Source organism: Roseateles sp. YR242 (assembly GCF_900109745.1).
Lineage (GTDB): Bacteria > Pseudomonadota > Gammaproteobacteria > Burkholderiales > Burkholderiaceae_C > Roseateles.
Genome location: NZ_FOAV01000003.1, coordinates 487,723 through 512,474, shown reverse-complemented (window position 1 = coordinate 512,474; position 24,752 = coordinate 487,723). Strand labels below are relative to the sequence as shown.

Annotated in this window: 18 protein-coding genes; 3 read left to right on the top strand and 15 right to left on the bottom strand. The window is 67.4% G+C overall.

The window, feature by feature from the left end; all coding sequences use genetic code 11:
- Positions 1-6 precede the first annotated feature (6 nt).
- The gene (locus BMY53_RS09465; protein WP_177200803.1) at positions 7-963 is read left to right on the top strand and encodes a XamI family restriction endonuclease; all 957 of its coding nucleotides are present in this window, start codon (positions 7-9) and stop codon (positions 961-963) included.
- Positions 964-1,008: 45 nt separating this feature from the next.
- Here BMY53_RS09465 and BMY53_RS09460 read toward each other — a convergent pair whose 3' ends face one another.
- Positions 1,009-1,860, bottom strand: a complete 852-nt coding sequence (locus BMY53_RS09460) for a DMT family transporter (protein ID WP_255370118.1) — start codon at positions 1,858-1,860, stop codon at positions 1,009-1,011.
- Positions 1,861-2,135: 275 nt separating this feature from the next.
- On the opposite strand from BMY53_RS09460, the gene BMY53_RS09455 reads away from it, so the two are divergent.
- On the top strand, positions 2,136-3,008 hold the full coding sequence (locus BMY53_RS09455; RefSeq protein WP_092945841.1) for a LysR family transcriptional regulator: 873 nt from the start codon (positions 2,136-2,138) through the stop codon (positions 3,006-3,008).
- Between the two features lie 2 nt (positions 3,009-3,010).
- Here BMY53_RS09455 and BMY53_RS09450 read toward each other — a convergent pair whose 3' ends face one another.
- From BMY53_RS09450 to BMY53_RS09435, 4 genes are read right to left on the bottom strand one after another with little or no spacing between them, the layout of a single operon-like run.
- On the bottom strand, positions 3,011-5,002 hold the full coding sequence (locus tag BMY53_RS09450) for an amidohydrolase family protein (protein WP_092945839.1): 1,992 nt from the start codon (positions 5,000-5,002) through the stop codon (positions 3,011-3,013).
- 60 nt (positions 5,003-5,062) lie between these two features.
- Positions 5,063-5,740, bottom strand: coding sequence for a 3-isopropylmalate dehydratase small subunit (gene leuD, locus BMY53_RS09445; RefSeq protein WP_092945837.1), 678 nt, complete (start codon positions 5,738-5,740; stop codon positions 5,063-5,065).
- Positions 5,733-7,157 carry a 3-isopropylmalate dehydratase large subunit gene (gene leuC, locus BMY53_RS09440; RefSeq protein WP_092945835.1) on the bottom strand — a complete coding sequence of 475 codons (1,425 nt, stop codon included), beginning with the start codon at positions 7,155-7,157 and terminating at the stop codon, positions 5,733-5,735. The genes leuD and leuC overlap by 8 nt, the downstream gene beginning before the upstream one ends.
- Entirely contained in the window at positions 7,154-8,053 is a 900-nt protein-coding gene (locus tag BMY53_RS09435; protein WP_092945980.1) for an alpha/beta fold hydrolase, read from the bottom strand. Before BMY53_RS09435 ends, leuC begins: the two co-directional genes overlap by 4 nt.
- Positions 8,054-8,204: 151 nt before the next feature.
- Between BMY53_RS09435 and BMY53_RS09430 the strand changes: the two genes are divergently transcribed.
- The gene (locus tag BMY53_RS09430) at positions 8,205-9,131 is read left to right on the top strand and encodes a LysR family transcriptional regulator (protein WP_092945833.1); all 927 of its coding nucleotides are present in this window, start codon (positions 8,205-8,207) and stop codon (positions 9,129-9,131) included.
- On the opposite strand, the gene BMY53_RS09425 is transcribed toward BMY53_RS09430, so the two are convergent.
- From BMY53_RS09425 to BMY53_RS09380, 10 genes are all read right to left on the bottom strand, one after another.
- Positions 9,114-10,457 (bottom strand): APC family permease, encoded by a 1,344-nt coding sequence (locus tag BMY53_RS09425; RefSeq protein ID WP_218151212.1) that lies wholly within the window; start codon positions 10,455-10,457, stop codon positions 9,114-9,116. The genes BMY53_RS09430 and BMY53_RS09425 overlap by 18 nt on opposite strands.
- Positions 10,441-12,681, bottom strand: coding sequence for an amidohydrolase family protein (locus BMY53_RS09420; RefSeq protein ID WP_218151211.1), 2,241 nt, complete (start codon positions 12,679-12,681; stop codon positions 10,441-10,443). Before BMY53_RS09420 ends, BMY53_RS09425 begins: the two co-directional genes overlap by 17 nt.
- The gene (locus BMY53_RS09415; protein ID WP_177200802.1) at positions 12,681-14,240 is read right to left on the bottom strand and encodes a S10 family serine carboxypeptidase-like protein; all 1,560 of its coding nucleotides are present in this window, start codon (positions 14,238-14,240) and stop codon (positions 12,681-12,683) included. The genes BMY53_RS09420 and BMY53_RS09415 overlap by 1 nt, the downstream gene beginning before the upstream one ends.
- A gap of 79 nt (positions 14,241-14,319) precedes the next feature.
- Positions 14,320-15,561, bottom strand: a complete 1,242-nt coding sequence (locus tag BMY53_RS09410; RefSeq protein WP_092945827.1) for an aminotransferase class V-fold PLP-dependent enzyme — start codon at positions 15,559-15,561, stop codon at positions 14,320-14,322.
- A gap of 9 nt (positions 15,562-15,570) precedes the next feature.
- A complete protein-coding gene (locus tag BMY53_RS09405) occupies positions 15,571-17,157 on the bottom strand; it encodes a S10 family peptidase (protein WP_218151210.1) in 1,587 nt (528 codons plus the stop codon).
- Entirely contained in the window at positions 17,150-17,635 is a 486-nt protein-coding gene (locus tag BMY53_RS09400) for a RidA family protein (protein ID WP_092945825.1), read from the bottom strand. Before BMY53_RS09400 ends, BMY53_RS09405 begins: the two co-directional genes overlap by 8 nt.
- Positions 17,636-17,790: 155 nt before the next feature.
- A complete protein-coding gene (locus BMY53_RS09395) occupies positions 17,791-18,591 on the bottom strand; it encodes a helix-turn-helix transcriptional regulator (protein WP_092945823.1) in 801 nt (266 codons plus the stop codon).
- A gap of 128 nt (positions 18,592-18,719) precedes the next feature.
- A complete protein-coding gene (locus BMY53_RS09390; protein WP_092945821.1) occupies positions 18,720-21,041 on the bottom strand; it encodes a TonB-dependent receptor in 2,322 nt (773 codons plus the stop codon).
- Positions 21,042-21,280: 239 nt separating this feature from the next.
- Complete coding sequence (locus BMY53_RS09385; protein WP_092945819.1) at positions 21,281-22,609, bottom strand: aminotransferase class V-fold PLP-dependent enzyme; 1,329 nt, start codon at positions 22,607-22,609, stop codon at positions 21,281-21,283.
- A gap of 10 nt (positions 22,610-22,619) precedes the next feature.
- On the bottom strand, positions 22,620-24,365 hold the full coding sequence (locus BMY53_RS09380; protein ID WP_143074009.1) for a M61 family metallopeptidase: 1,746 nt from the start codon (positions 24,363-24,365) through the stop codon (positions 22,620-22,622).
- Positions 24,366-24,752 lie beyond the last annotated feature (387 nt).

Genomic DNA, 24,752 nt, shown 5'->3' with positions numbered 1-24,752 from the left:
CCAAGCATGGCCACCCCACGACCTTTGCCGCGCGCACTCCCCACGCTGGAGACCCCCGACCAGATCCAGGACGACTGCCGCCAGGCCCGCGCGGAGTTCCGCAGCCGGCGCCTGCTGGACCCCCTCAAGGACTACAACGGCGTCTATCCCGAAGCCACTGAGGCCGCCGCGCTGGTGATTGATGCGCTGGGTCGCCTCTTGGTCACCCCGTCCCGCGCAGCCGCGGATGCCGAGCTGCTAGCCGGCATCGTGGGCCACAAGCTGCAGTTTCAGGCCCTGCGGGCGTTGGCAGCGCCGCCGATCTCCGAAGACGACCTGGACACGCTGCTGGATGCCAGCGTGAACAAGACCGCCGTGCGCAAGCATCAGCCATTGGCCGATGAGATCGGCAAGCTGCTCTACGCCGCCCTCGACCCGAAGCGCTTTCCTTGGGTCCAGGAAGAACGTGCGCCCACGGACGCCGAGCGGCAGACCGCCATCATGGCCACCGCCGTGCTGATCAGCATGAACACGGTCTACACCCGCCGCCGCAGCGATGAGCGCGACCAGCTCGAAGGGCGCCTGGAGCAACTGCTGATCGAGAAGGGCTACACCCGCCAGCCAGCGCCGCGCGGCGGCATTGCCGACGTCGGCATGCTGCCGCCCCGGGGTGTCTTCATGCGCCAGTGCAAGCTCGGCAAGCACAACGCCGATCTGGTGGTGATGCTGTTTGACGGCCGCTTGCTGGCCATCGAATGCAAGGCGTCCAACAGCACCGTCAATGGCGAGAAGCGGCTCAACAAGGAAGTGGTGGCCGACGCTGGCGACTGGTATGAGCAGTTCGGCCGCTCCAACCTCGTGGCCGCCGCACTGCGTGGCGTCTTCAAGGCCGGCAAGGTGTGGGAGGCGCAGGACCAGGGGGTGTATCTCTTCTGGTGGCACCGCATCGCAGCGCTGGGGGAGTTTCTGGACAAGGCGCAGTAAGCGCCGTGATCGCAGGAACTGCAGCAACCCGCGACTAGCCCGTCCTCAGCGAGGCTTGGCGGCCCGCCCCGCCAGCCCGATGCCGGCCAGCACCAGCGCGCTGCCCGCCAGGAAGGTGGGCTCCAGGGCCTCGTTCAGCAGCCACGCCCCCAGCAACACACCAAACAGCGGCGTGAGGAAGGAAAACACACCCAGCCGGGAGGCCAGGTAGCGCCGCATCAGCCAGAACCAAGTCAGAAAGCTGATGAATGAAACGACGACACTGTGGAAGGCCAGATGGGCCCAGACCCTGGCCGTGGGTTCGAAATGCCACTGGCCGGTGAGCCATACTGCCGGCAGCAGCCAGACCACGGCGCCCACGAGTTGGTAGAACAGCGTCTCGGACGCTGGGGCGCGGGTCAGGCTGGTGCTGCGGATGGTGACGGTAGTGGCCCCCCACGCCGCGCCGGCCAGCAGCGCCAGCGTGTCCCCCAGCAGCACTTGGCTGCCGGTGGCCAGCGATGCATGCCCGCCAAGGAAGGCCACTGCCGTGCCACCAAACGCCAGCGCCACGCCCACCCACTGCCGAAATACCAACCGCTCCTCGGGCCGCAGCACATGCAGGCCCAGCACTGCAAACAAGGGCGCGGTGTAGAGAAACACCACCACATGCGCGGCGGCGGTGAGCCGCAAGGCCTCCGCCACCAGCAGGAACTCCAGCGCAAACAAGACCCCCACGGCGGCCCCGGCGCCCCAGCGGCGCGAGTCCAGCCGCTCACCACGCCAGGCCATCAACCCCCCCAGCAGCACTACCGCCACCAGCGAGCGCAAGGCCACCATCAGCATCGGGCTGATCTGGTCCGACACCGCCTTGAGCGAGATCTGCTGCAGCGCCCAGGTGAAGCACAGCAGCGTCATCACGCCGACGGCGCGTGCATCCAATGCGCCAGGCAGTTGGCCGGCCGCAGGACGGTCCGCCCCATTGGCTGCCGCAGCCGCCACCGGGCTCGATGCGTTGGCTATCGCCGGGACGGCAGCGGCAGGGGTGGTATCCATTGGCGATGAAGCGAGCGGCGAAGCCAGAGACTGGGCGGACTCGGAGAGGGTGGCGGTCATGATGCCTGCACTGTCGCTCCGGCCGGCTTTGCTGACAAGCGCATAATTCGCTGCTCTTCCATTCGATTCTCGAATGCATGAACGACTTGCAGACCGACTGGCTGAAATGCTTTGTCGCCGTGGTGGACGCCGGGTCGCTGACAGCGGCGGCGCCGGAAGTGAACCGATCTCAGTCGGCGGTGAGCATGCAGCTGAAGAAGCTGGAGGCCGCCGTGGGTTGCCAGCTGCTGGAACGTGGAGCCCGCCAGCTCCAGCTGACCCATGAGGGCCGGACCCTGCTCGGCTACGCCCGGCGAATGCTGGACCTGCAAGCAGAGGCGCAGGCAGCACTGCAGGGGGAGACACTCTCCGGGCTGGTCCGGCTGGGCGTGCCCGACGACTACGCCAGCCGCTACATGACACCGGTGCTCAAACGCTTTGCGCCCCGGCACGGCGGTGTCGAAATCCAGCTGGACTGCGAGCAGTCGACCTCCCTCATCCCACGCGTGGCCAGTGGCGACCTGGACCTCGCGCTGGTCTCCAGGGACCACGCTCGGCGCGGCACCTTGCTGTTCCACGAGCCCATGGTCTGGGTGGGCTCGCCCCAGTTCGACGTCTGGAACCGCACGCCTTTGCCCATCGCCGTCTATGAGGCGGAAAGCCTCGGCCGCCGCAGTGCCATCCAGTCCCTGGCGGTGCAGGGCCGCCCCTACAAGGTGGTCTACAACAGCTCCAGCCTGGCCGGCCAGATCGCTGCCGTGGAAAGCGGCCTGGCCGTGGCGGCACTCACGCAATGCAGCACACCGCCGCACCTGCAGATCCTGGGCCCCGAACATGGGCTGGGCCCGTTGGCCCCGATGGAAGTCGCTGTCTATCGCAGTACCGCCTCCAAGAGCTCCAAGGCCGTGGACCACCTGCATCGCATGCTGGTGCAGACCTTGCGGCAAGCCGCCAGCGCGGCCAAGGCCTGATCTCAACGCGCGCGGGGCGCCATCCCCATGGCTTGCTCCAGCGCGGCCGGGTCATGCACACGACCGCCGCGAATGGTGCGCCAGACACGGCGAACATCCGTGATGTCCGTGGTCGGGTCGCCATCGATCAGCACCAGGTCCGCCTGCTTGCCGGGCGCCACCACCCCGCGTTGCCCGGCCACGCCCAGCACCTCGGCCGGCGTGAGCGTGGCCAGGCGCAACACCTCGGCGGCGGGAATGCCGGCCTGCACATACAGCTCCAGCTCCCGTTGCAGGCTGTAGCCTGCAAACGCGTCGGAGCCCGGCATCAGGGGCACGCCCGCGTCGTGCAGGCTCTTGAGCATGCGCTTGAGCGCGGGCAGTGCCTCACGGTAGACGGCCTCCTTGCCCGCCGGCACCACCACCGCGCCTGACAGCAGCCGCCGCCGCACCACCAGCGGAAAGCGCTGCACCTGGGAGCGCAGGCCCGGGGCCGCCTGGCCAGGGTCGCCCGAGAAGAGGCCCTCCAGCGTCACCAGCGTCGGGTCCAGCACCGTGTGCCGGCTGCGCAGCAGCTCCAGGAAAGCCGTCCAGCGCGGGTCGTCCAGGCGGAACTCGGACAACTTCTCGGCGGCCACCGTGTAGCGGTCTTTGCTGCGGGTCTCCTGCACCTCCGGGAAGAAGTTCAGCACCAGAAAGCTCAGGTGCTGGATTTCGTCGGCCCCCGCTTCAATGAAGCCCTGCGCACGCATGAACGCGGGCACGTGGCCGCTCACTCGCAGGCCCCGGGCATGCGCCATGTCGGCGATCGGCCTCACCAGCTCGGGCTTGAAGGAAGAGTAGATCTTGATCTGCTCATACCCGTGGTCGGCATACCAATCCACCGCCTTGCGAGCCTGGTCCAGCGTCTCGATGCGCACATCGGTCGGCCCCGCCAACGCCCCTGTGCCTTCCACGATGCCGGCGAGCACCACACGCGGGCCCAGCTCGGTGCCGGCGTCGAAGCGCTGGACCCGGGCCATCAGCGGCACATTGTCATTGGCCATGTCACGGCCGCTGGTCACGCCGGCAATCAGGTCGAAGACACCATCCACCCCGCTGAAGTGCTGATGCACATCCCACAGGCCCGGCATCAGGAACCGGCCCGCCGCGTCCATCACTTCGGCGTCCTCCGGGACCGGGGCGTTGTCCTCCGGATCGACCCGCACGATATGTTCGCCTCGGACCAGCACCCGCATGGGGCTGCGCACCACCAGGTCACGTGGATCAAACACCCGCGCGTTGCGGATCAGCAGCGCGCCCTTGGGCTGATGGGTCAGCCGCGCCGCAAGGGCGGCATGCCAGGTGTCGTTGGCCGCACGCTGCGCCGCCTGAAGCTGGGCCAGGACAGGCTTTGCCGTGGGCGTCAGCACTTCAAACCAATCGTCCACCACAGCGGCCGTCTCGCCCTTGTCGTCCAGCCACACCGGCACAGGCGTGAACTCGATGCCACCCACGCGGTAGAGCGTCAGGCGTCGCGCACCCGCCTGTACCTGGGCGCCGGTGTCCAGCCAGGCTTCACCTGCGGGCAGCAGGGCCAGGCGTTGCCCCGGTGCCCGACGCAAGGCACGCACCAGCACGCCCATGAATTCAGGCGGTGCGTTGGCCGGGAGGTAGAACGCGCCTTGCGTCGGCCAGGCCGCGCTGCCTTGCTCCACCCGGCTGTGCCAGGTCGCTTGGGCGCCCTCCACGGAGAAACGTTCGGTGAGCGGCACCTTCCAATAGTCGTTGCCCGAGACCTCGTAGGCCACCGGCAGGCCACGCGCGTCCAGGCGCCAGCGCGCCTGGAGCTGATCCCCCCGGCCTCGCTCGCTGAACGCATAGTCCGCCTCGAAGGCGCCCGCGCCTGCATCCTTCAGATGCTGCGTGCCCACCACCAGGCCGTGGATCTGCACCTGGTCATCACGCGCCAGCGCGGGCAGCGCTGACAGCGCCAGCACCACGGCCAGCGCCCAGACGCCTGCACTCTTTGCCATTGAAGCTCCCTGTGGAATCGGGGGCGATTGTGCGCACTTCTGCAGGCCTGCGAACCGGGGTCACCCCCAAGACGGCGTGGCGGGGCCCTCACCGATCCGGGCCCTGACGCGCGCCGCCACATCGACCAGCCAGGGGGACCGGGCTGCATGGGCCGCCGCAAAGGCCTCGATCTGCGGCTGGTACGTCATCGACAGGCCGATCACATCCAAGCCCTCCATGACCATGCGCCGATGCCGGGCGGACATGTCAAAGGGCACCTCCAGGCCGCCCGCCCGCACCACCGAGTCATTCAGCGCGATGCTGACCTCGGCAGCCGGCCCACCATCTGGTGCGCCCTCCGCCCATGCCATCAACGCCGTGATGGCGTCCACCGGCAGCATCAGCGCCAGCAGCCCGTTGTTCATTGCATTGGAATAGAAGATCTCGCCAAAGCTCGGCGCCAGCACCGCACGGATGCCGTACTGCTGCAGACCCCACACCGCATGCTCGCGGCTGGAGCCGCAGCCGAAGTTCGCGCCAGCGATCAGGATGCTGGAGTCCGCATGCGCCGGCTGGTTGAGGACGAAGTCCGGCCGGGCGCGACCCTGGGCGTCAAAACGCAGGTCGTACAACAGGCCCTGTGCCAGGCCTGCCTTGTCGATGCCGCGCAGGAACTGCTTGGGCATGATCTGGTCGGTGTCCAGGTTATCGATGCGCAGCGCCGCCGCCGGGCCTTGCAGAACCGTCAACTCAGCCATGCAGAACCTCCAGTCGTCGGACGTCAGTGATGGTGCCGGTCACCGCTGCAGCGGCCGCCATGGCGGGGCTCATCAGGTGGGTGATGGCACCGCGCCCCTGCCGCCCTTCGAAATTCCGGTTGGTGGTGGAGGCACAGCGCTGCCCGGGCGCGAGTACATCGTCATTCATCGCCAGGCACATGGAGCAGCCCGGGTTGCGCCACTCGAAGCCGGCAGCCGTCAGCAGTGCCGCGATGCCTTCCGCCTCGGCCTGACGTTTGACCGCCCCGGAGCCGGGAACCACCATCGCACGAACGCCCTGCGCCACCTGCCGCCCCCTCACCACGGCGGCCACGGCCCGCAGGTCTTCGATGCGCCCGTTGGTACAGGAGCCGATGAACACATGCTGAACCGGCACGCCCTCGAGTGGCGCGCCTGCCGACAGCCCCGTGTAGCGCAATGCTTGCTCGGTACTGCGCCGTTGCGGGCCGTCCGCCTGGCGCTCCGGGTGAGGCACCTGGCCGTTGATGGCAATGACCTGGTCCGGGCTGGTGCCCCAGGTCACCTGCGGCGCCACCTGGGTGGCGTCGAACCGGTACTCAACCGCAAACACAGCGTCCGCATCACTGTGCAGCGCAGCCCACTGTTCCAGTGCGGCAGGGCGAAGCTCAGCATCGATGTCAGTGGCGCGCTTCAGCACATAGTCGATGGCACGGGCATCCGGCGCGATCAACGCGCCACGCGCGCCGGCTTCCACGGCCATGTTGCACAGCGTGAAGCGCGCCTCCACCGACAACGCGTTGATGGCACTGCCGCAGAACTCCACCACGAACCCTCGTGCGCCCTGGGCCCCGATCTGGCCGATGATGGACAGGATGAGGTCCTTGGCCGTGGTGCCCGCTGGCAGCTCGCCATCCACCCGCACGCGCATGTCCTGGGCCAGGCGATAGACCAGCGTCTGCGTGGCCAGCACATGTTCAACCTCGGACGTACCGATGCCAAACCCCAGTGCCCCCAAGGCGCCGTAGGTGGTGGTGTGGCTGTCGCCGCAGATCACCACCATGCCGGGGCGGATCATGCCGTGCTCCGGGGCCACCACGTGTTCGATGCCCTGCAGCCGGTCGTTAGTGTCGAACAAGGGGATGTGATGCCGCTCGCAGTTGCGGGCCAGGTTGGAGGCCTGCAGGGCGGATGGGGGGTCGGTGATCACCCGCAGCAAGCCGGGATGGGTCGGGATGATGTGGCTGACCACGGCCACGTTGCGGCCCGGCATCGGTACACCCCGGCCCTTCTCGTGCAGGCCGGCAAAGGCCTGGGGGCTGGTGTATTCGTTCATGAGGTGCAGGTCGCAGAACAGCAGCACATGCTGCTCATCCAGCACCGCCACGGTGTGGCTGTCGACGAGCTTGCGGTAGAGCGTCCGTGAGGGCGATGTCATTGGCCGGCCTCCAGCAGGAAGGGCAGGGCCTGGGCCAGCAGTGCATCCGGCGCTTCCTCGGGGATGTAGTGGCCGCAGGGAAGCGCCTCACCCCGCACATCCCGTGCCACTTTGCGCCATTCGGCCAGCGGATCAAAGCACCGGTGCACCACGCCCTGCTCACCCCACAGGGCCTGCAGCGGCATGGTCAACTGCCGCCCCTGCGCACGGTCCTTGCGGTCATGCACCAGGTCGATGCCGGCGGCGGCGCGGTAGTCCTCGCAGACACCGTGCGCGGTGCCGGGAAGTTGCGCGCAGCGGATGTATTCCGCCAGTGCGCGGGGGTCGAACGGCGCCAGGCCCGCATTGCGCCGACCCATCACCTCGCGGATGTAGGCCTCCCCGTCCGCCTGGATGAAGCGCTCGGGCAACGGCGCCGGCTGGATGAGGAAAAACCAGTGCCAGTAGGCGCGGGCAAAGGCCTCGCTCGTCTGTTCATACATGGCCAGCGTGGGCGCGATGTCCAGCAACACCAGGCGGCGTACGGCCTCCCCATGATCGGCGGCGAGGCGGTGTGCCACGCGGGCGCCCCGGTCATGCGCCATCACGCTGAAGCGCGAATGGCCCAGGGTCTGCATCACCCGCAGCATGTCGCGCGCCATCACGCGCTTGCTGTAGTTCTCGTGCTCGGGCTGGCCCACCGGTTTGGAGGAATCGCCATACCCACGCAGGTCGGCCAGCACCACGCTGAAATGTTGCGCCAATGTGGGGGTGACCTTGTGCCAGATGGCGTGGGTCTGCGGGTGGCCATGCAGCAGCAACAGGGGCGGGCCGCTGCCGCCCACGCGGGTCTGGATGGCGACGCCGTCATCGGTGATGAGCGCCTGGGCAACGAAACCGGGAAAGAGCTCGGACATGGTGCGGCGTTTCTCGTGGGCAGCGTTCACCGGCGGATGGCAGCGGCTCGCAGCGGGGGTTGGACGGATGGGTCTGTGGAAGTGATCCTAATCCGTGCGACCCGGGACACAATGTCGTCCCATGAACATCTTTAGTGCCCCGGATTCACGAATGGGCGGGTTTTCCGACCTGAGCTTCTTCGTGATGCTGGTTCGGCGGGGCAGCCTGGCCGGCGCCGCACAGGAGCTGGGTCTTACGCCCTCGGCGGCCAGCAAGCGCCTGGCCGCCCTGGAGCAACGGCTGGGGGTGCGGCTACTGCATCGCACCACCCGCCGCATCAGCCTCACCCCGGAAGGGGAAACCTACCTGGTGGAAGGCACCCGGGTGCTGGAGGACCTGGCCGCACTGGAGGAAAGTGTGGCGGGCCGGGGCGCCAAACCCCAGGGCCTGCTGCGGGTCAGCGCCACGCTGGGTTTCGGCCGCGCGCATGTGGCGCCGCTCTTGGGCAGCTTCTCGGCGCAGTTCCCCGAGGTCGAGGTGCAGCTCCACCTGAGCGACCGGCCGGCCCATCCGGTCGACGAGGCCTTTGATGTGCAGGTGCGGATCGGTGCACTGCCGGACGCCCGGCTCACCGCACGCAAGTTGGCCTTGAACCGCCGCCTGCTGTGTGCCTCACCGGCCTACCTGGCACGGTCGGGGACGCCCCGCACACCGCGTGAGCTGGCGTCGCACGCCTGCCTGTTCCTGCGCGAGGGCGACGAAGCCTTCGGCACCTGGCACCTGTCCAGCCCCGCCGGGCAGCAGGAGACCGTCAAGGTGCGCGGCCCCCTCAGCACCAACGATGGCGCTTGCGCCCTGGCCTGGGCCTTGGATGGCCGGGGCATCGTGCTGCGCTCGCAGTGGGATGCGGCAGAACCGCTGCGCCAGGGGCTGCTGGTGCCAGTGCTCCCGGGCTGGTCCCTGCCGGAAGCCGATATCTGGCTGGTGTTCCCCACCCGCCACCACCTGTCTGCCAAGACCCGAGCGCTGGTGGACTTCCTGGTGGAGGCCATGAGCGGGCGGCGGCAGCCGGCCGACCCGCTACTGGGGCCCTGGTGAGGCCGCGGGCCAGACGCTTCTCACCCACCACACCCCGCCGCCCACCAGCCCCCAGCCCGTGATGAGCAGGTAAGGCCAGACGTCCGCCTTGAGGCCTGCCAGGATGATGGCCAGCGAAGCCACCACCCCCAGCACGGCCGCCACCAGCACGGTCCCCCGGGACAGCGCGAGCGAGGCCTGTTGATGGATGGCCGGATGCCGCGTCACCACGCTGATGGCCGCCAGGCAGGAGCCCATGTACTTCAGCATGGTGGGGATGTTCACGGCCAGCAGCAGAAACACGAGGTTGGACGGCAGCAGCAATCCCAGCATGGCACCCACCCACGCCAGGCCCAGCGCCATCACCGGCGTGCCACGAGATGGCGCCAGTCGGCCCAGGGCCGCTGGCAGCACACCGGCTCGGCCCATGGCAAAGAGATAGCGGGAGAAGATCATCACCGTGGCGTTCAGCGTCTTGAGCACCGCAAACACCGCCGCCCCCACGATCACGGGCACCGCCCATGCGCCCAGCGGCACGCGGGCGGCTTCGAGCAGCGGCGCCGCACTGGCGCCCAGCCTGGCCGGCCCCACCAGGCCCAGCGCCACCGATGCCACGGCGGCATACACCACCACGGTCAGTGCCACGGCCAGTGCGATGCCGCGCGGAATGTTGCGGCGTGCGTCCCGCACCTCCTCACCGATCTCGGTGGCGGATTCGATCCCCAGGAACAAGGTGATCATCAAGGGCACCGCCGCCAGCACGGCCGGCCAGCCGGCAGCCAGCGGCTGGGCCAGCAGCGTCACATCCACCTTCGGCAAGCCGGTGCCCACCAGCAGCGCCATGCTGGCCAGCAGCACCAGCATCATCAGGGTCTGCACACCGGCCGCCAGCCGGATCCCCACCAGATGCACGCCGAAGATCACGGTGATGACCACTGCCTTGGTGACCAGCGCGGGCAGCATCCACACCATGCCCAGATAGTTCACCAGCACCGTGGCCAGCGTGATGATGACGCCCACGCTGCCCAGGATCCGCAGCCAGGCGATCAGGAAACCGAACAGCGGATGCACAAACCGCGCAGGCCATTCATAGGACGCGCCCGAACGCGGCAGGGCCGAGCCCAGGAAGGCATAGACCAAGGCAAAGGGCAGCATGGGCAGCGCCGCCAGCAGCATCGCGATCAGCAGGCCGGAGCCGGCCACCGCCGCAGCCGGGCCCAGAACCGAAAAGATCGACACCCCAATCGCCGTGCCGGCGCCAAACATCACCACGCCCAGCAGCCCGACACGCGGTTTCAGCGCCGGGCCGTCGGCCGACCCGCTGGTGGCCTCACTCGAGTTGTTCACCATCATGCTCATGCGAGAAGAAGGAGTGACCACCTTCGCGCCCACCGGCCTTCACACCGGCCGGCACCGTCATCGACGGCGTGGTGGCGAACGGACGGATGTTCAGGGCCTCGTAGATCTCGCTGGGCGCATAGATCGCGCCCCCCTTGAACACCAGGCGGGCCTTCTTGATGGCCTTGATGTCCTGAGTGGGGTCTCCCGCCACCAGGAAGAAGTCGGCAAACTTGCCGCGTTCGATGCTGCCCAGCTGAGCGTCCTGGCGCAGGTGGCGTGCCGCATCCAACGTGGCGGCACGCAAGGCCTGCGCCGGCGTGAAGCCCGCCATCGTGTAGAGCTCCAGCTCGCGGTGCACGGTGAAACCGGTTTCGTCGTCCGTGCCGGGGAGCAGCTGGATGCCACGGCTGTGCAGCAGGCGCAGGGTGTCCAGCATTTTGTCGAAGGCCTGGAAGTAGCTGCGGTCCTCCTCCGCCGACTTGAGCGGCACAAAGGTGCGCTTGCGATAACGCTGCAGGCCCACCGGCAGATGGTCCAGCACGTCCACATCGCCGGGCGGCACGGTGCCGGCGCGGCTCAGCATCAGCCGCTCGATGACCACCAGCGTGGGGTCCAGCGGAATGTGGTGATCCACCATCAGCTGGACCGTCTTCTGCACGGGTGCGGAATTCAGGTCCAGCGTGGCGGCACGGGCCAGCGCGGTGAGGCGCAGCGGCGTGCGGGTGTCCTCGTCCGGCTTGATCAGCCAACCCAGCATCAGCTGGTTGAGGTGGGTGATTTCTTCATAACCGTCGTTGATGACACGGTCCGGCGTGTCAAACGCCGGCACGTGCCCGGTGACGCCCATGCCCCGGCGTTTGGCCATCTCCACAATGGGCCGCACCCAGTCCGGGTTCATGGAGTTGTAGATCTTGATCTGGAAGTAGCCCCGGTCCGCATACCAGTCCACGTCCCGCTGGGCCTGCGCCAGCGAGTCAGGGATGCGGCCGATGCGCAACGAATACGGGCTGCGGCCTTCCATCAACCCATTGGGCGTGATGCGCGGCCCGGCGATCTTGCCGGCGTCCACCTGCGGCAGCAGCCATTGCAGGAAGTCGTTGTCATTGCCCATGTCTCGCGTGGCCGTCACACCGGCGGCCAGGTAGAACAGGCCGGAAGACAGGCTGGTGTGGGAATGCATGTCGTGCAACCCGGGCACCACCACGCCGCCCTCGCCATCGATGACGACCTGGTCCGGCGCCGGCTGCTGGTCCTGCCCGGCCGGCAACACAGCGGTAATGCGGTCCCGCATGACGATCACGGTGGACAGCGCGCCCACGGTGCCGGAGGCCGGATCAAAGACCCGCACATTGCGCAGCCGCACCGGTGCGTCGTAGCGGTGGGCCAGGGTCTGCTGCAGCTGGGAAGCGCGCTGTTCATCCGCCTCGCCCACCAGCTTGCGGATGGCGGTGGCCTGGGCCTCGAAGCCCTCCCGCACCGTCACACCGAAGCCACCGGAGGTGGCGAAGAGCTTGCGTTGGCTGTCCAGCAGCACGTAGGACGGCGCCAGCTGAATGCCCTCCAGGCGGTAGAGCCGGAGCTTGATGGCCCCGCTGCTGCTGCCCTTGCCCCTTCCTGTGCCTGTGCCGCGACCGCTGCCCGGTCCGTTCTCCAGTACCCGCTCGCCCAGGTCAAACAGCCGCAGCCTCCCGGACGGCAACAGCGACAGCGTCAGGCCGGGGCTTTGCAGCAGCGCACGGGCATACACGCCCACCGACCACGGGCTGCCGTCGTTGACCGCATACAGCGGCAGCTCGCGCGTGGTCACCTCGCCGTCATCCGCCTGGCTCTTCCACGTGGCCTTGCCGCCCACCCACGCAAAGCGCTCGTTCACATCACCGCCCATGAGCGACTTGCCCTGGATGGTCCAGCTCACAGGCCGACCCTTGGCGCCCAGGACGATGGTCTCCTGGTGGCGAGGGCCACGGCCGTTGTCGTTCACGGCGTAGTCGACCTGGGTGGTCTTGCCGACCACAGTCCCGGTGAGGGTGCCGACCTTTTCGCCGTTCTGCACCAGGACCAGGCGCTCAATCTCGGCGGCATGAACCGGACTGACCGTCGTCATGACGGCGGCCGTCACGGTCACCATCGCTGCCGCGAGCCGCAAGCGCATGAAAGCGCGACGGGGAGCGAGCTCGCCGTCATGGCGGGCGAGACCGGTGGGGAGGTGGGGGGTGAGGTGCATGGTCATCAGCGGACGAACTCCCGCAGGCGTTGGGTAAAGCGCTGCAGGTTGGCCTCGTCGTCATACGGGTTGTGGGAACCGGGCAGGAGCTGCATCTGCACACGCGCCATCGGCAGGTCCGCATGCTCCAGTGCATATTGCGCGGCAGCCACCGGCACGGCCATGTCGTAGTAGCCGCCCACGTACAGCAGCCGCAAGGCGGGTTGCTGCCGCATCACTTCGGCCACGTAACGGGTGGGGTTGATGTAGAAGCCATCCGCAATGCTGCGGTCGAAGTAGTTCCAGCCGCCATTGACGGTGAAGGACAGCGGCACGTACTTGCGCGTGATCGGCACATTGAGTTCTTCACGGAAGTAGGCCTCGGTCGGTGTGAGTGACCGGCCCGCCGGCGCGGACGAGACCACCAGCGAGGGGTCATTGGTCGGGCGGCCCGGCGGCGGCGGCGCGGTAGAGCCGATGACCCGGGTATCCAGCCGCCCCAACCGAGCCTCCGGGCGGCCCAGCACCGTGGTGAGGAACTGCTCGCTGTCGGGGCGCAGGCGCTGCGCGAGCAATTCGCCAGGACTCATGCCCAGCAAGCCGGACATGCGAGCGGCCACCAGCCCCGCACGTTTGGCGGAGAGCCGCGAGCCCTCCAGCAACGCCGGCAGGTAGACGCCCCGCGCGAAGTCCTCGGCGCGGGAGAAGACCTCTTCCACGCTACGCCCTTGCTCGCCGCGCTGGCCCTTGCCATGCTGCCAGGCGGCCACCACCATGGAGGGGAACTGCAGCGCATAGGCCAGCTCATTGCCCACGGAGGCCGATGTGGCGGAGGCATCCAGCAGCGGTGAGATGAACACCAGGCCACTGAGCGGCGGCAGGTCACTCGCGTAACGCATCATCGACGCGAGCCGGAAGCCCCCATAGCTCTGACCGCCGATGTACACGGGCGAGTTCTCGCGGCCCAACTTCTTCAGCCAGCAACGGACAAACCCTGCGGCCACACGGGCATCGGTCTCCGTCGTCCACAGGGCACTGCGGCCAGTTTCGAAAACCTGGCTGAAGCCGGTGCCGGGTGGGTCGATGAACACCAGGTCCATCGCATCCAGCACCGTCTGTGTGTTGGGCTCCAGCTGGCGTTCGGGCGTGCGGCCCGGCCGCTCGATGAAACGCCGCGGGCCGATGGCGTTCAGATGCAAGGGCGTGGAAGACGCGCCCGGCCCGCCGTTGAAGAGAAACAGCAGCGGGCGTGGTGCTGCCTTGCCGCCATTCCTGGGCGGGTCCTTCAAATAGGCGGTCCCGCTGATTGTGCCGAGTGGCGTGGCGGCGCCTTCCGGCACCGGCAACTCGATGAAGATCGAGCGATAGCCCTCATGCCTTGCTTCGACCGGCTCCGTCAGCCAGGCGCGTGGCGCCGCCGCTGGCGAGGATGATGTGGATGAGGCGCCTGCCGCGGCGAGGCCGGGCGGCCCGGAAGAGGCCGGCACGGTCGGCGGCTGGGTTCTCGCCTGCAGCAGCGGCAGGGCGGTGGCGAGCATCAAGGCCGCGCCGACGCTGCGCCATGCTCGAGTAGGCGAGCGGCTCATGCGTGCGCGAGCGTTGGGCTGCACGACGGATACCGGCGAAGGAAGCAATGCATCAGGACTCATCGGAAAGCCAGGAAGCTCAGGAGGCAAGAAGGTCCAGCAGACGCTCGATGTCCGCCAGCTCGTTGTAGAAGGACGGGGAGATCCGCAGGCGATGGGCATGCAGCTGGACCTGCACACCCGCCGCCGCCAATCGCGGACCCAGCGTGGCGGCCGCGTCCTGCCGTGCGAAGGCAACGATGGCCGAACGGGAATCCGCCGGGGTGAGCGGCAGGTAGCCGTGACGCGGCAATTCCGCCCGCAGCAGCTGCAGCATCGGCTGGCGGTGCGCTTCAATGCGTTCGACCCCGATGTCCAGCAAATATCCCAGCGACACACTCAAGGCCACCACGGCGGCATTGGCCACGGTGCCCACCTCAAAAAGCGCGGCGGCCCCCCCCCGTTTCTCGTAGCTGAACAGCTCCTGAGCCGGTGGGTCGTACGGGAACAGATGGGTCTGGAAGGCCTGCAGCTGGCGGTAACCGTATTGGGGCGGCCGCAGTTGCGGCTGCACGGCACGGCGAACATACAGAAAGCCGGCACCAAAGTCGCCCATCAGCCACTTGTAGGTGGCGCAGGCAGCGAAGTCGACACCACTCAAAGACAGGTCGATGGGCGTGTTGCCGGCTGCTTGAATGATGTCGGCATACACCCGCGCACCCTGCGCGTGCGCCAGCGCGCACAGGCGCTGGAGGTCATGCTGGAAACCGTTGTGCGCGGAGACCAAGGAAATGGCCACCAGCGTGGGGCCACCGGCATGCGGCACCGCCAATGCGGCTTCGTATTGCTCAAGGCTCACCTGCCCATCCTGCTGAGGCAAGACCTGTAGCTGCACGCCGCGGGACGCCAGCGCCTGATAGAGATACAGCGAACCTTCGAAATGCAGCGCGTCCGTGATCACACGCCCGCCCTGGGCGACCCCCAGTGCCTGGACCACCAGGTTCTCGCCCACCGTCGTGCTGGGCACCCAGGCCAGTTCGTCCGTGTCCGCGCCCACCAGGCGGGCGAAGTGCCGGATGGCCTGCTCCCGCGCGGCCTGGGTGTTGGCCACGCCGGCCGTCCGGGTTTCCACATGGCGGCGCATCTGCTGCGCCACGATCTTGGGCACCGGATGGCTGAACGCGGCGTTGAGGAAGGTGCCGCTCAGCGCAAAGTCATCCGGGCGCGGCAAGGCCAGCGGCTGGGTGCTGCCCGGGGCCTGGGCCGGCGCAGCCACCGGCACCGAAACCGCGTCTGCGCTCGTGGCAGGACGGGGGCGCAGCGGGGGTGACGTGGCGTTCATGATGCGGCCTCAGCGGGATGGGGGGGCCACCAGGGCGCGCACATCGTTCATCAATGCGGCCAGGCTGGCATCGATGGTGTAGGCCATATGCCCCCCCTGGTAGTAGCGCATGCTGACACGGTCGCGGGGCCACCCGCTCTGCGCCAGCGCCTGCTCGGCCGCACCCACGGTGGTGAGGGTGTCGTGGTAACCGGTGCCGATGACCAGGCGCAGACCGGGCAGCTTCTGCATCGCCACCCGCAGGTCTTCCATATAGGCCCAGTCACCGAAGGGCTGCGTGTTGCCCCAATTCCAGGCGTCCAGGCTGTCCACTGGCGAGTCCACCACATAGGTGCCCAGCCGTTCAGGCACGCCCAGCGTCCGGCGGCGGTATTGGTCGAAAGCTTCCGAGATCCGGGGCAGATAAACACCGGAAGGGTCCTGGCCTGGCTTGGCCGCTGCAGCGTAACGGCCGTCATTGGCACCGAGCACCAGGCCACGATCGGCCAGCAACTCCTGCCGGTAGCGGGGTTTGGACACCCGCAGGCCCAGTTGCTCGAAACGCGCCGCCGGCAAGCCGGTCAGGGCCTCCAGCCGGCTGGCCACCCGGTGAAGGTCGGCCGGCTCGATGAGGCTGCCCTGCAGCAAGGCAGGCAGATATTCACGCGTGGAGAACTGGCGCACCTCGTCCAGGAAAGCTTCGAAACTGCGCCCCTGGGGCGCCACCTTGCCGTGATACCAGCCCAGCGCCGCCAACGTGGGCAGGGACACCACGTAGCTCATCACATTGGCGGGCCGCCCCACCGTTTCGATGATGTTGAGCGCCTGACCCATCAGGAAGACACCGTCCAGGCGCACCGGGGTGGGCAGCTCCGCCAGCTGGCGCGCCGCGACGGCGGCGCGAATGGTGCCGTAGCTTTCGCCAAACAGGAACTTGGGGGCGTTCAAGCGGCCATGGGCCCGGGACCAGGCCAGCACGAACTGGGTCAGCTCGCGCGCGTCGCGCTCCACCGAGAAGAACGCCTCCACCCGGTTGCCGCTGGCGGGCCGGCTGAAGCCGGTGCCCACCGGGTCGTAGAACACCAGGTCCGCCTGGTCCAGCACGGTCTCGGTGTTGTCCACCACCGGGAAGGTTTTCGGGTCGGCCGTCAGATCGGCCGCTACCGCCAGGCGCTTGGGACCGAAGGCCAGCATGTGCAGGTAGACCGACGGCGAAATGGGCCCGCCGTTGAACAGGAAGATCACTGGCCGATCGCTGGGTTCCGGGCGCCCGTGGCGTCCGGAACCGGTCGGGCTCGCGATGTAGCTGGTGGCGACCACGTCACCGGCCGGGCCGCGATCCAGCTGCAGTGAGAAGCGCTCGACCACGGCACGGTACGCGACCGTCTGGCCGTGAAAGACGCCCTGATGGCGGCTCTCGTGCTCCACCCGGAAGACGCTCGAATCTGCCGGGGAGGCAGCGTCCGCAGCCTCGGCCCCAGCGGTCCGTGCGGCCCGCTCGATCGGGGCCCCTGATATTTGTGCAAACGCCCCACTCGAGCCGGCCGCAATCCCCGCGAACATCACCGGCAGCGCGCGCAGCCAGATCTTCAGCAGGCGTGGGGAGATCTCAGGCATACAGCAGCACCTCTCCCTCGATTTCCACGGGGATGTTGAACGGCAGCTCCGCCATGCCCACGGCACTGCGGGTGTGTTGACCCTGGTCCCGGCCATACAGATCCAGGATCAGCTGCGAGAACCCGTTGATCACCGCAGGATGTTCATGAAAACCGGGGGCGGAATTCACCATGCCGAAGATGCGGGTCCATGACTTGATGCGGTCCAGGTCACCCAATGCGCGCTGAAGGCTGGCGAGGATGGCCAGGCCGGTGCGCTGGGCCGCTTCATAACCCTGCGCCACGGTGAGGTCTCGCCCCACTTTGCCCAGCGGCTGCGCCAGCGTGCCATCCGGGTTCAGCGGACCATGGCCGGAGATCAAGACCCGCGCCCCGTGCTGCTGCACAAACGCAAAGGGCAGGTGCACGCCCGGAGGCGGCTGGATCTGGGCCGGCAGGCTCAATCCGAGTTGTTCGAGACGTTGTTCAATCAATGCCATGGTTCGGAAGTTCCCTGCGAGCCGCCGACAGACTCAACACCTCGTCGTGCGTTCAACAGATTGTTGAATCAAAGGATAGAAGCGAGGGCCAGCCCCGTGCATCAGGTAAACCCTCGGAATCCGCCGTGTTGTCCGCTATGCGCCGCCGCGCAGATTCAGCGCCTGGTGCCGCGCGTCATGCCCTTGGGCAGATGGCTTTCGTCCGCATCACCACGCAGGCGCAGCGCTTCCATGTAGTTGTAGATGGTGAAGCGCGAGACCCCCAGAGCCTGCGCCGCCAGTTCCACACCACCCTTCACGATGAACAGGCCTCGCTGCAGCATCGCCTGCACCGCCTGCGTCTTCTCATCCTTGTTCATCAGCGAGACGGGCTTGCCCAACCGGCGCACCGCATCGTCGATGATGTCCTGCATCAGCGTGTCCATGGCCGGCTGCGGGCTCGCCTCCCGGGAGGGACGGGCCTGCATTTTCAGGAAGCCCTCCAGCCAGGCGTGAGTGGCCTCGAACATGGTCATGTCGGCATTGAGGCAGAGCGCGGCGAAGGGTTCGCCCAGCGAGTCGCGGAACAGCACGGTGGATGAGCGCAGACGCAGGCCGCCGTCGGTCACCGTCGGGTAGTCCATGATCACCGAGTGCTCGCCCTTGCCCTTGACGGACAACTGCCGCTGCGCCTCGTGAAAGCCCACATCGTCCCGGGGACCCGAGATGATGGAATCTCCCACACTGCGGTTGGAGATGTGGCCGTTGGCAATGGCCTGGATGGAATGCTCCGGCCGGGTCAGGTCGTGCAGCAGCACCTCGGTGTTGGGGCCCACCATGGACCCCAGCATCTGCACCACCGGCCGGAGGGCAGTGAACAGCGCCGCACGTTCGGCCGCAACCGCTGCAGGCAACGCGGCCTTGCGCACCCGCGGCAGCTTGGGTTTGACGGTTTCGACCTCGCTACGCTTGCTCATGTTGTTCCCTGGCCCGCTATTCAACAATTTGTAGTGGGGCTCAACTATGACGCAAGAATCGCCCATCGGGACCGGTGGTGAGGTAACGATTCACCCCCGCGCGCTCACACCCGGTCCAGGCCACGGGTTCAGATGTTCCAGGCCAGTGTGAACCCCACGGTGGCCGGCTGCACCAGCGTGGCGCCAATGGTTGCCGACGTGCCGCTGGCGAGCGAGGCAGCCCGGCGCGAGGCATTGGTATAGGCCTTCTCGTCCGTCAGGTTGCGGCCGTACAGGGTCAGCGTCCAGCGGTCGGTGCTCACGCCCAGGTTCAGGCCCACCGTCGAGTAGCTCGGCAGCGAGATGCGAGGCAGGGTGCTGGACTGCTCGAACTCCATCTGGCGGGAGCCGACGTAGTTGTAGTTGACGCCTGCGAAGCAGTCATAGCTGCCCGCCACAGTGAAGGTGCGCGTGGCCGACAAGGCCAGCGTGTTCTTGGCGGAATAGGGCAGGCGGTCCCCGTTCTTGCCGTAGGCGCTGGAGCCCTCGATGAAGCCCGGAATGTCTTGCGCCAGCCTGGCATTGTTGTAGGCATAGCTGGCAGTCAGCTTCCAGTCCATGTTGGGCGTCCACACGCCGCTGAGTTCCACGCCGTCGCTGCGCGCCTTGCCCCCGTTGATGGTGTAGCTGGAGCCGTAGGTCAGGTCGTACTGGCTGAGCTGCAGGTCCGACCAGTCGATGCGAAACAGCGCCGCATCCAGGCTGAGGCCGTACTCGCGCAGTGTTGCCTTGGCACCCAGCTCGTAGCTGTTGAGCTTGTCGGACTTGAAGCTGGTCGGAATGGTGGAGCCCGGAATCTCCCCGTTGCTGCCGCCGGGCCGATAGCCCGACGCCGCCCGGAAATAAGCCATCAGGTCCTTGGAGAACTTGTAGCGCGGCGAGAAGAGGTAGGTGGTGTTGTTGTCCTTGTTGGCCTCGCTGTAGGTCTGCGCATCGGCCAGCGCGCCGCCGGCCTCGCCAGCGGAGCTGTTCTTGCCCTGGGCCCGGCGCAGACCGAGCTGCACATCGAACTTGGGGGTGAACTTGTAGGTCACATCACCGAACACCGCCTTGGTCGTGTAGTGGCTGCCGCCCTCGGAGGTCAGCAGGGGCGGATTGGGCACCACATAGTGCTCCAGCGTCTCGGCCAGGTAGAAGTCCTGCACGCTGTGCACGTTCTCCTTGCTGTAGTAGCCGCCCACCAGCCACTCGACAGGCGCGCCGTCCTTCGACGAGAGGCGCACTTCCTGCGTGGTGGTGTTGCTGTTGTAGCGGTTGACGATGGCCGCACCCGGGTTCTCCAGGTCGATGCCCATCGCGGCCGCGATGAAGGGGGCCACGGAGCCGATGGCGGTGTAGGACACATCCTGGTTGGCGCCCTGCAGATGGTCGTTGTAGCCGGTGATGGCGTCCAGCGTGGCGAAGCCCAGGTCGGCCGTGAGCTTCAAGGTGCTGACGCTGCTGCGGCCGTGGAAGTTGTCATTGCCGACGGCGCGCGAGTGGCTGTAGGCCTCGTCCACCGGCTGCAGCGAATAGTTCACGTCCTCCACATTGCTGGAGGTGGTGCGGGTGCTTTGGGTGATGGTGGACAAGCGCAGGCTGAGGCGGTCGTTCACACGCCACAGGGCGGCGAAACGGGCGCCCGAGACCCGCGTCTCACCGTCCTCGTCAGGGTCGTTGACGTTGTGCACGAACCCGGCATCACGGCGCTTGAACCCGCTCAGGCGCACGGCGATGTCGTCGGTGATGGGCTGGTTCAGCGAGAAGCGCGCCACATAGCCGTCGGTGCCGTGCCGGGTGTCGGAGGCGCCAATTTCCACACGGCGCGTGGCGCGGCGCGTGTCCGCATCGTTCAGCACATACTTGATCAGGCCCCCCATGCTGCTGGCACCGTAGAGCGTGCCCTGCGGGCCGCGCAGAACTTCGATTTGGCGCAGGTCCGAGGGGTCCAGGTCGGGGATGACACTGGTGTTGGCGGCGGAGCCATAAGCCACGTCGTCCACCACCACGCCAGCGGTCGGCCGGATGCCGATACCGGCCGTGGTGCCGATGCCCCGCATCATGATGGCGCCACTGGTGGCACTTTGCACAAGGGTCAGGCCCGGCACCTGGGTGTAGAAGTCCGCCAGCTTGACCATGCCCTGGCTGGCCAGCTTCTCGGTGTCCACCACCTCGACGGACATGGGTACGTCCTTGATGCTTTCCGAACGCTTCTGCGCGGTGACCACCACGGTGTCCAGCTGCTGCGCTTCGCCGTCCTTCTTTTCGTCGGCGGCCAAGGCCTGGCCGCTCATCGCAGCACCCAGGACGGCGCAGAGCACCAGGCAACGGGACGCGTCGGCAACGCACGAAAGCCTGAAGCTGGAAGCCGAGGTGGAAGCCGAGGTGGAAGAGGAAGCGGAAGGGGTGGCGATGGGATAGCGGGTGCTCATGGGGAGGCCTTTCGGGATCTGGGGAAGACGTGCTCCGTCGGTACATCCAGCGCCGAAATCAGCGCTTCGCTTGCCGTATGACTTTTTGTTTAATACTCAACCGTTTGTTGAATTTAGGTGGGTGAGGCCAGGCGGTGTACTGGGGTTCCCCCTTGCCCGCTGCCGACCTCGGGAAAATCCGGTGTCGTGTGCTGCGTCCGCGCCACGGCTTGCCGCGTCACGGGGCTCGCAAGGCTCGCTCAGAGGCGCGGTAGCGCGGCGAGCAGTTGGTCGATGTCGTCCAGGGTGTTGAACACGGACACCGACACACGGAAGCGATTGGCGCTCAAGGTGATGCGCACCCTGGCTTCATTCAACGGAGCGGAAAGTTTCTTGCGGGCGTCCTGCAGCACACAGGTCACCAGCGGCGAACGCGACTCGGGCGGCGTGAAGAGGGCGTAGCCCCTGCGCGGCAACTCCTCCTTCAGGCGGGCGGTGAGCGTCAAGGCATGCGACTGGATGGCCGCCACACCCACGCGGTGCAGGTAGTCCAGCGAATGGTTCAGCAAGGCCAGGCCAGTGTGCGCGTAGGTGCCGATGCCAAAGAGTCCCTGGGCGTCGTCGCGCCGGGCATAGTCCACCGGCGGGGCGGCCTTGCCACGGGCGGGCGGCTCAGGCGGATCAAACGGCAGGCTGTGCATCGCAAAGGCGGAGAGCGCGTAGTAGCCCAGCTGGCGGGGGCGCAGCAGCGCCTGCCGGTCCTTGCGGACGTACAGGAAGCCGAGCCCGAAGTCCCCCATCAGCCATTTGTAGCTGGCGCAGGAGGCGAAATCGACCCCGGTGGCGCGCACGTCCACCGGCACGCAGCCTGCCGCATGCACGATGTCGGCGTACACCAGTGCCCCCTTGGCATGGGCTATTTCGCAGACGCGACGCAGGTCGTGCTCGAATCCATTGATGGTCGACACCTGAGACAGCGCGACCAGACGCGTGCCCTTGCGCACTGCACGTTCGATGTCCTCGATGGGGATGCGACCGTCCCTGGGCCGCAGCCAGGTCACGTCCACCCCTTGCCGCGCCAGCTCGCCATAGGTGGGGAGCGAACCGAAAAAATGCAGCGTATCCACGACCACATGGGCGCCCCGTTCAGGCAGGCCCAGTGCCTGGAGGATCAGGTTTTCGCCGGCCGTGGTGCTCTGCACATAGGCGATCTCCGACGGCTGCGCGTTGATCAGCCGGGCAAACTTGCCTCGCACCTCGTCGTCATCGAAACCCATCGACGGCGGGCGTCCCTGGCCCACGGTCCGGTACGACACGTAGGCGTCCAGCGCCGCCTGTGCGCCCCGGCTGATGGGGTGCATGGTGCCGGCGTCCAGGTAGCAGACATCGGCGGGATAGTGGAACGATGCGCGGTCGGGCAGCGTGACGGCTGCAGTGGCGGGTGGCGCCGGCATCGGCCCTTGTGCGGGGGCGGCGGCGCTGGCAGCGGCAGAGGCCGCGCTTGATGCAAAAGCCCCGCCAGCCGCAGCGGCGGCCCCACCGGCCACCGACGCACTTCCAGCCCATCGCAGCACATCGCGCCGTTTCATGCGTTTCTCCTCAGAGCTTGCAGGCGGTGTCCGGCACCGTCGTCACCCGGGCCCATTGGACCGACGGCACAGCGGTACCGCGTGGCAGGTAGTCCACCTTCAACAGCTGTCCGTCCCGCTCCACCGTCAACGCCATGTGCGCCGTGGCGTTCTCGCGCACCTCGCGCAGTGGCGTGAGGTCCACGATGCGGTCCCCCTCTTTCAGGCCGGCCTTCGCGGCGGCACTGCCTTCCACCAGCTTGGACACCGCGCCCAGGCGCATGTCGTCGAACCCGAGCTCGAACGGCGCGGCCGTGGACGCCACAGGCTTGAAGCACGGACCGAAGGTGGTGGGCGGCATCTCGATCCGTTCACCGGCGACCATGGCATCGAAGTCCTTGCGGCCGGCGGCCCCCAGGGCCTTCGTGACCATCCGGTCCCATTCCTCCAGGCCGACCTTGCCGCCACGCCGTTGTGCCCGCTGCACCGCCAGCACCAGGTCATCCAGGCGCTTCTTCCCCTTGGAACTGGCCCTCAGCAGCGCATCCAGGCGCGCGAAATACATGAAGCCCCGGCCGTAAGGCACCCGCTGGGCACGCGCGTCCTGCCAGAACTTCTTGCCGGCTTCGGCATTGGAGAGCGTGCGGTAGGGGTTGGTGTAGTAGTCGTCCGCCTTCTCATTGGCGAGCTTCAGGAACTTGTCCAGCGAGATCGCCCCTGCGCGCAGCGCCAGCAGGGTGGAGTAGTACTCCGCCGTGCCCTCGGTGTACCAGGCGGTGAGTGCATGTTCGTCGCCATCCAGGCGCGGCCAGTTGTGAGCCATCTCATGGGCCAGCAACATCTGTTCATCACCGCCGCTGGCGGTCTCGCCGGTCACGCCGTAGCTGAACATGAAGGACTTGGCCAGCGCCGTTCCGCCGCCCGCCTTGTAGGGGTTGCCACGCACGAAGACACGGTAGGAGCCGCCGGCATCCTCGAAGAACTTCGACATGAACTTGTAGAGCTTCTCCGTGTCCGTCGCCAGTTGGATCGGGTCAAACGGCGGCGGAGAGAGCCAGTAGAAAGCGAACGGACTGGTGGGGCTCAGCTGCGCTTGCGGCTTGCTCTGCACCGGGCCGGCGGCATAGAAGCTGAAGGCCAGCGTGTCCGGGGGAATGACAGCGGTCTGGTCCCCCTCGCCCAGGCTCCATACACCGCGCCAGCCGGCCGGCGCTTTGGAGAGATCCCAGTGCAGAGACACCCGATGCGGCGCACGGCTTTCCGGCAGCGCATAGAAATAGTTGCCCGAGCCGATGATGCCGCCCGCCTCACTGCGCAGGTCAAACAGCGGGCCGTTGCGGGTCTCGGCATTGACCACACGGGGCGCCGTGCCGTAGCGAAGGCGCACATCTCCCACCGTGGCGCGGTCGGCCGTCCAGCGGCGGTAGGTGCCCGTGGGGGTGGCCGGTTCCTCGGAGGCGGTCAGCGTCAGTTCGCCCTTTTCATCATTGGCGCGGATGGCTTCGGCGGGGTAGGCAGCCATCGGCGTACCGACCAGCACCACCGGTGCACGCACGATGGTCTTGCCTGCATCGATGGCCGGTGCGGACAGGCGCATGTCTACGTCCAGCCGCACGATGCGCCCCTCCTGCACCTGCGGGGTGAGCACCACGTCCAGCGCGGGCGGCTCCGCCGCCATCACCCCGGTGGCGGCTGTGGCCAGCACCGCTGACACCAGCGCCCTGCGCGCCATGTCCACCCTATGCGCCGCAGCGCCACGCTCTCCAAAGATCGCCATGACCCAGTCCTTCAGTGCACGGGCTCCCGGTCGACGTGTCCAGGAGCGTCTTCAACTGTCCCAACCAACGTCCGTTCAACAGACTTGTCTTTGCAACCGTTGTTTAAGCTTCAACGGTCTGTTGAACTTTATGGCAGCGGGCCATGGGCGGTACTGGGGTCGACCCGCAATCAAATGACGCTGGCGCCCGGCGACGATGGGCGTGTGCGGTGATAGGAACAGATTCCCGCTCGCGGGGCGCAGCAGCCCCGAGCCGGTGCATCAGGGAACCGCTGCATCAGGGGCTGCATCAGGGCCTGCATCAGGGCGCTGCACTGCGCCGCGCCAGCCGGCGAGAAAACTGGTCACACCTGCAACACGGCGTCAACCTGCCGTACACCGGCATCT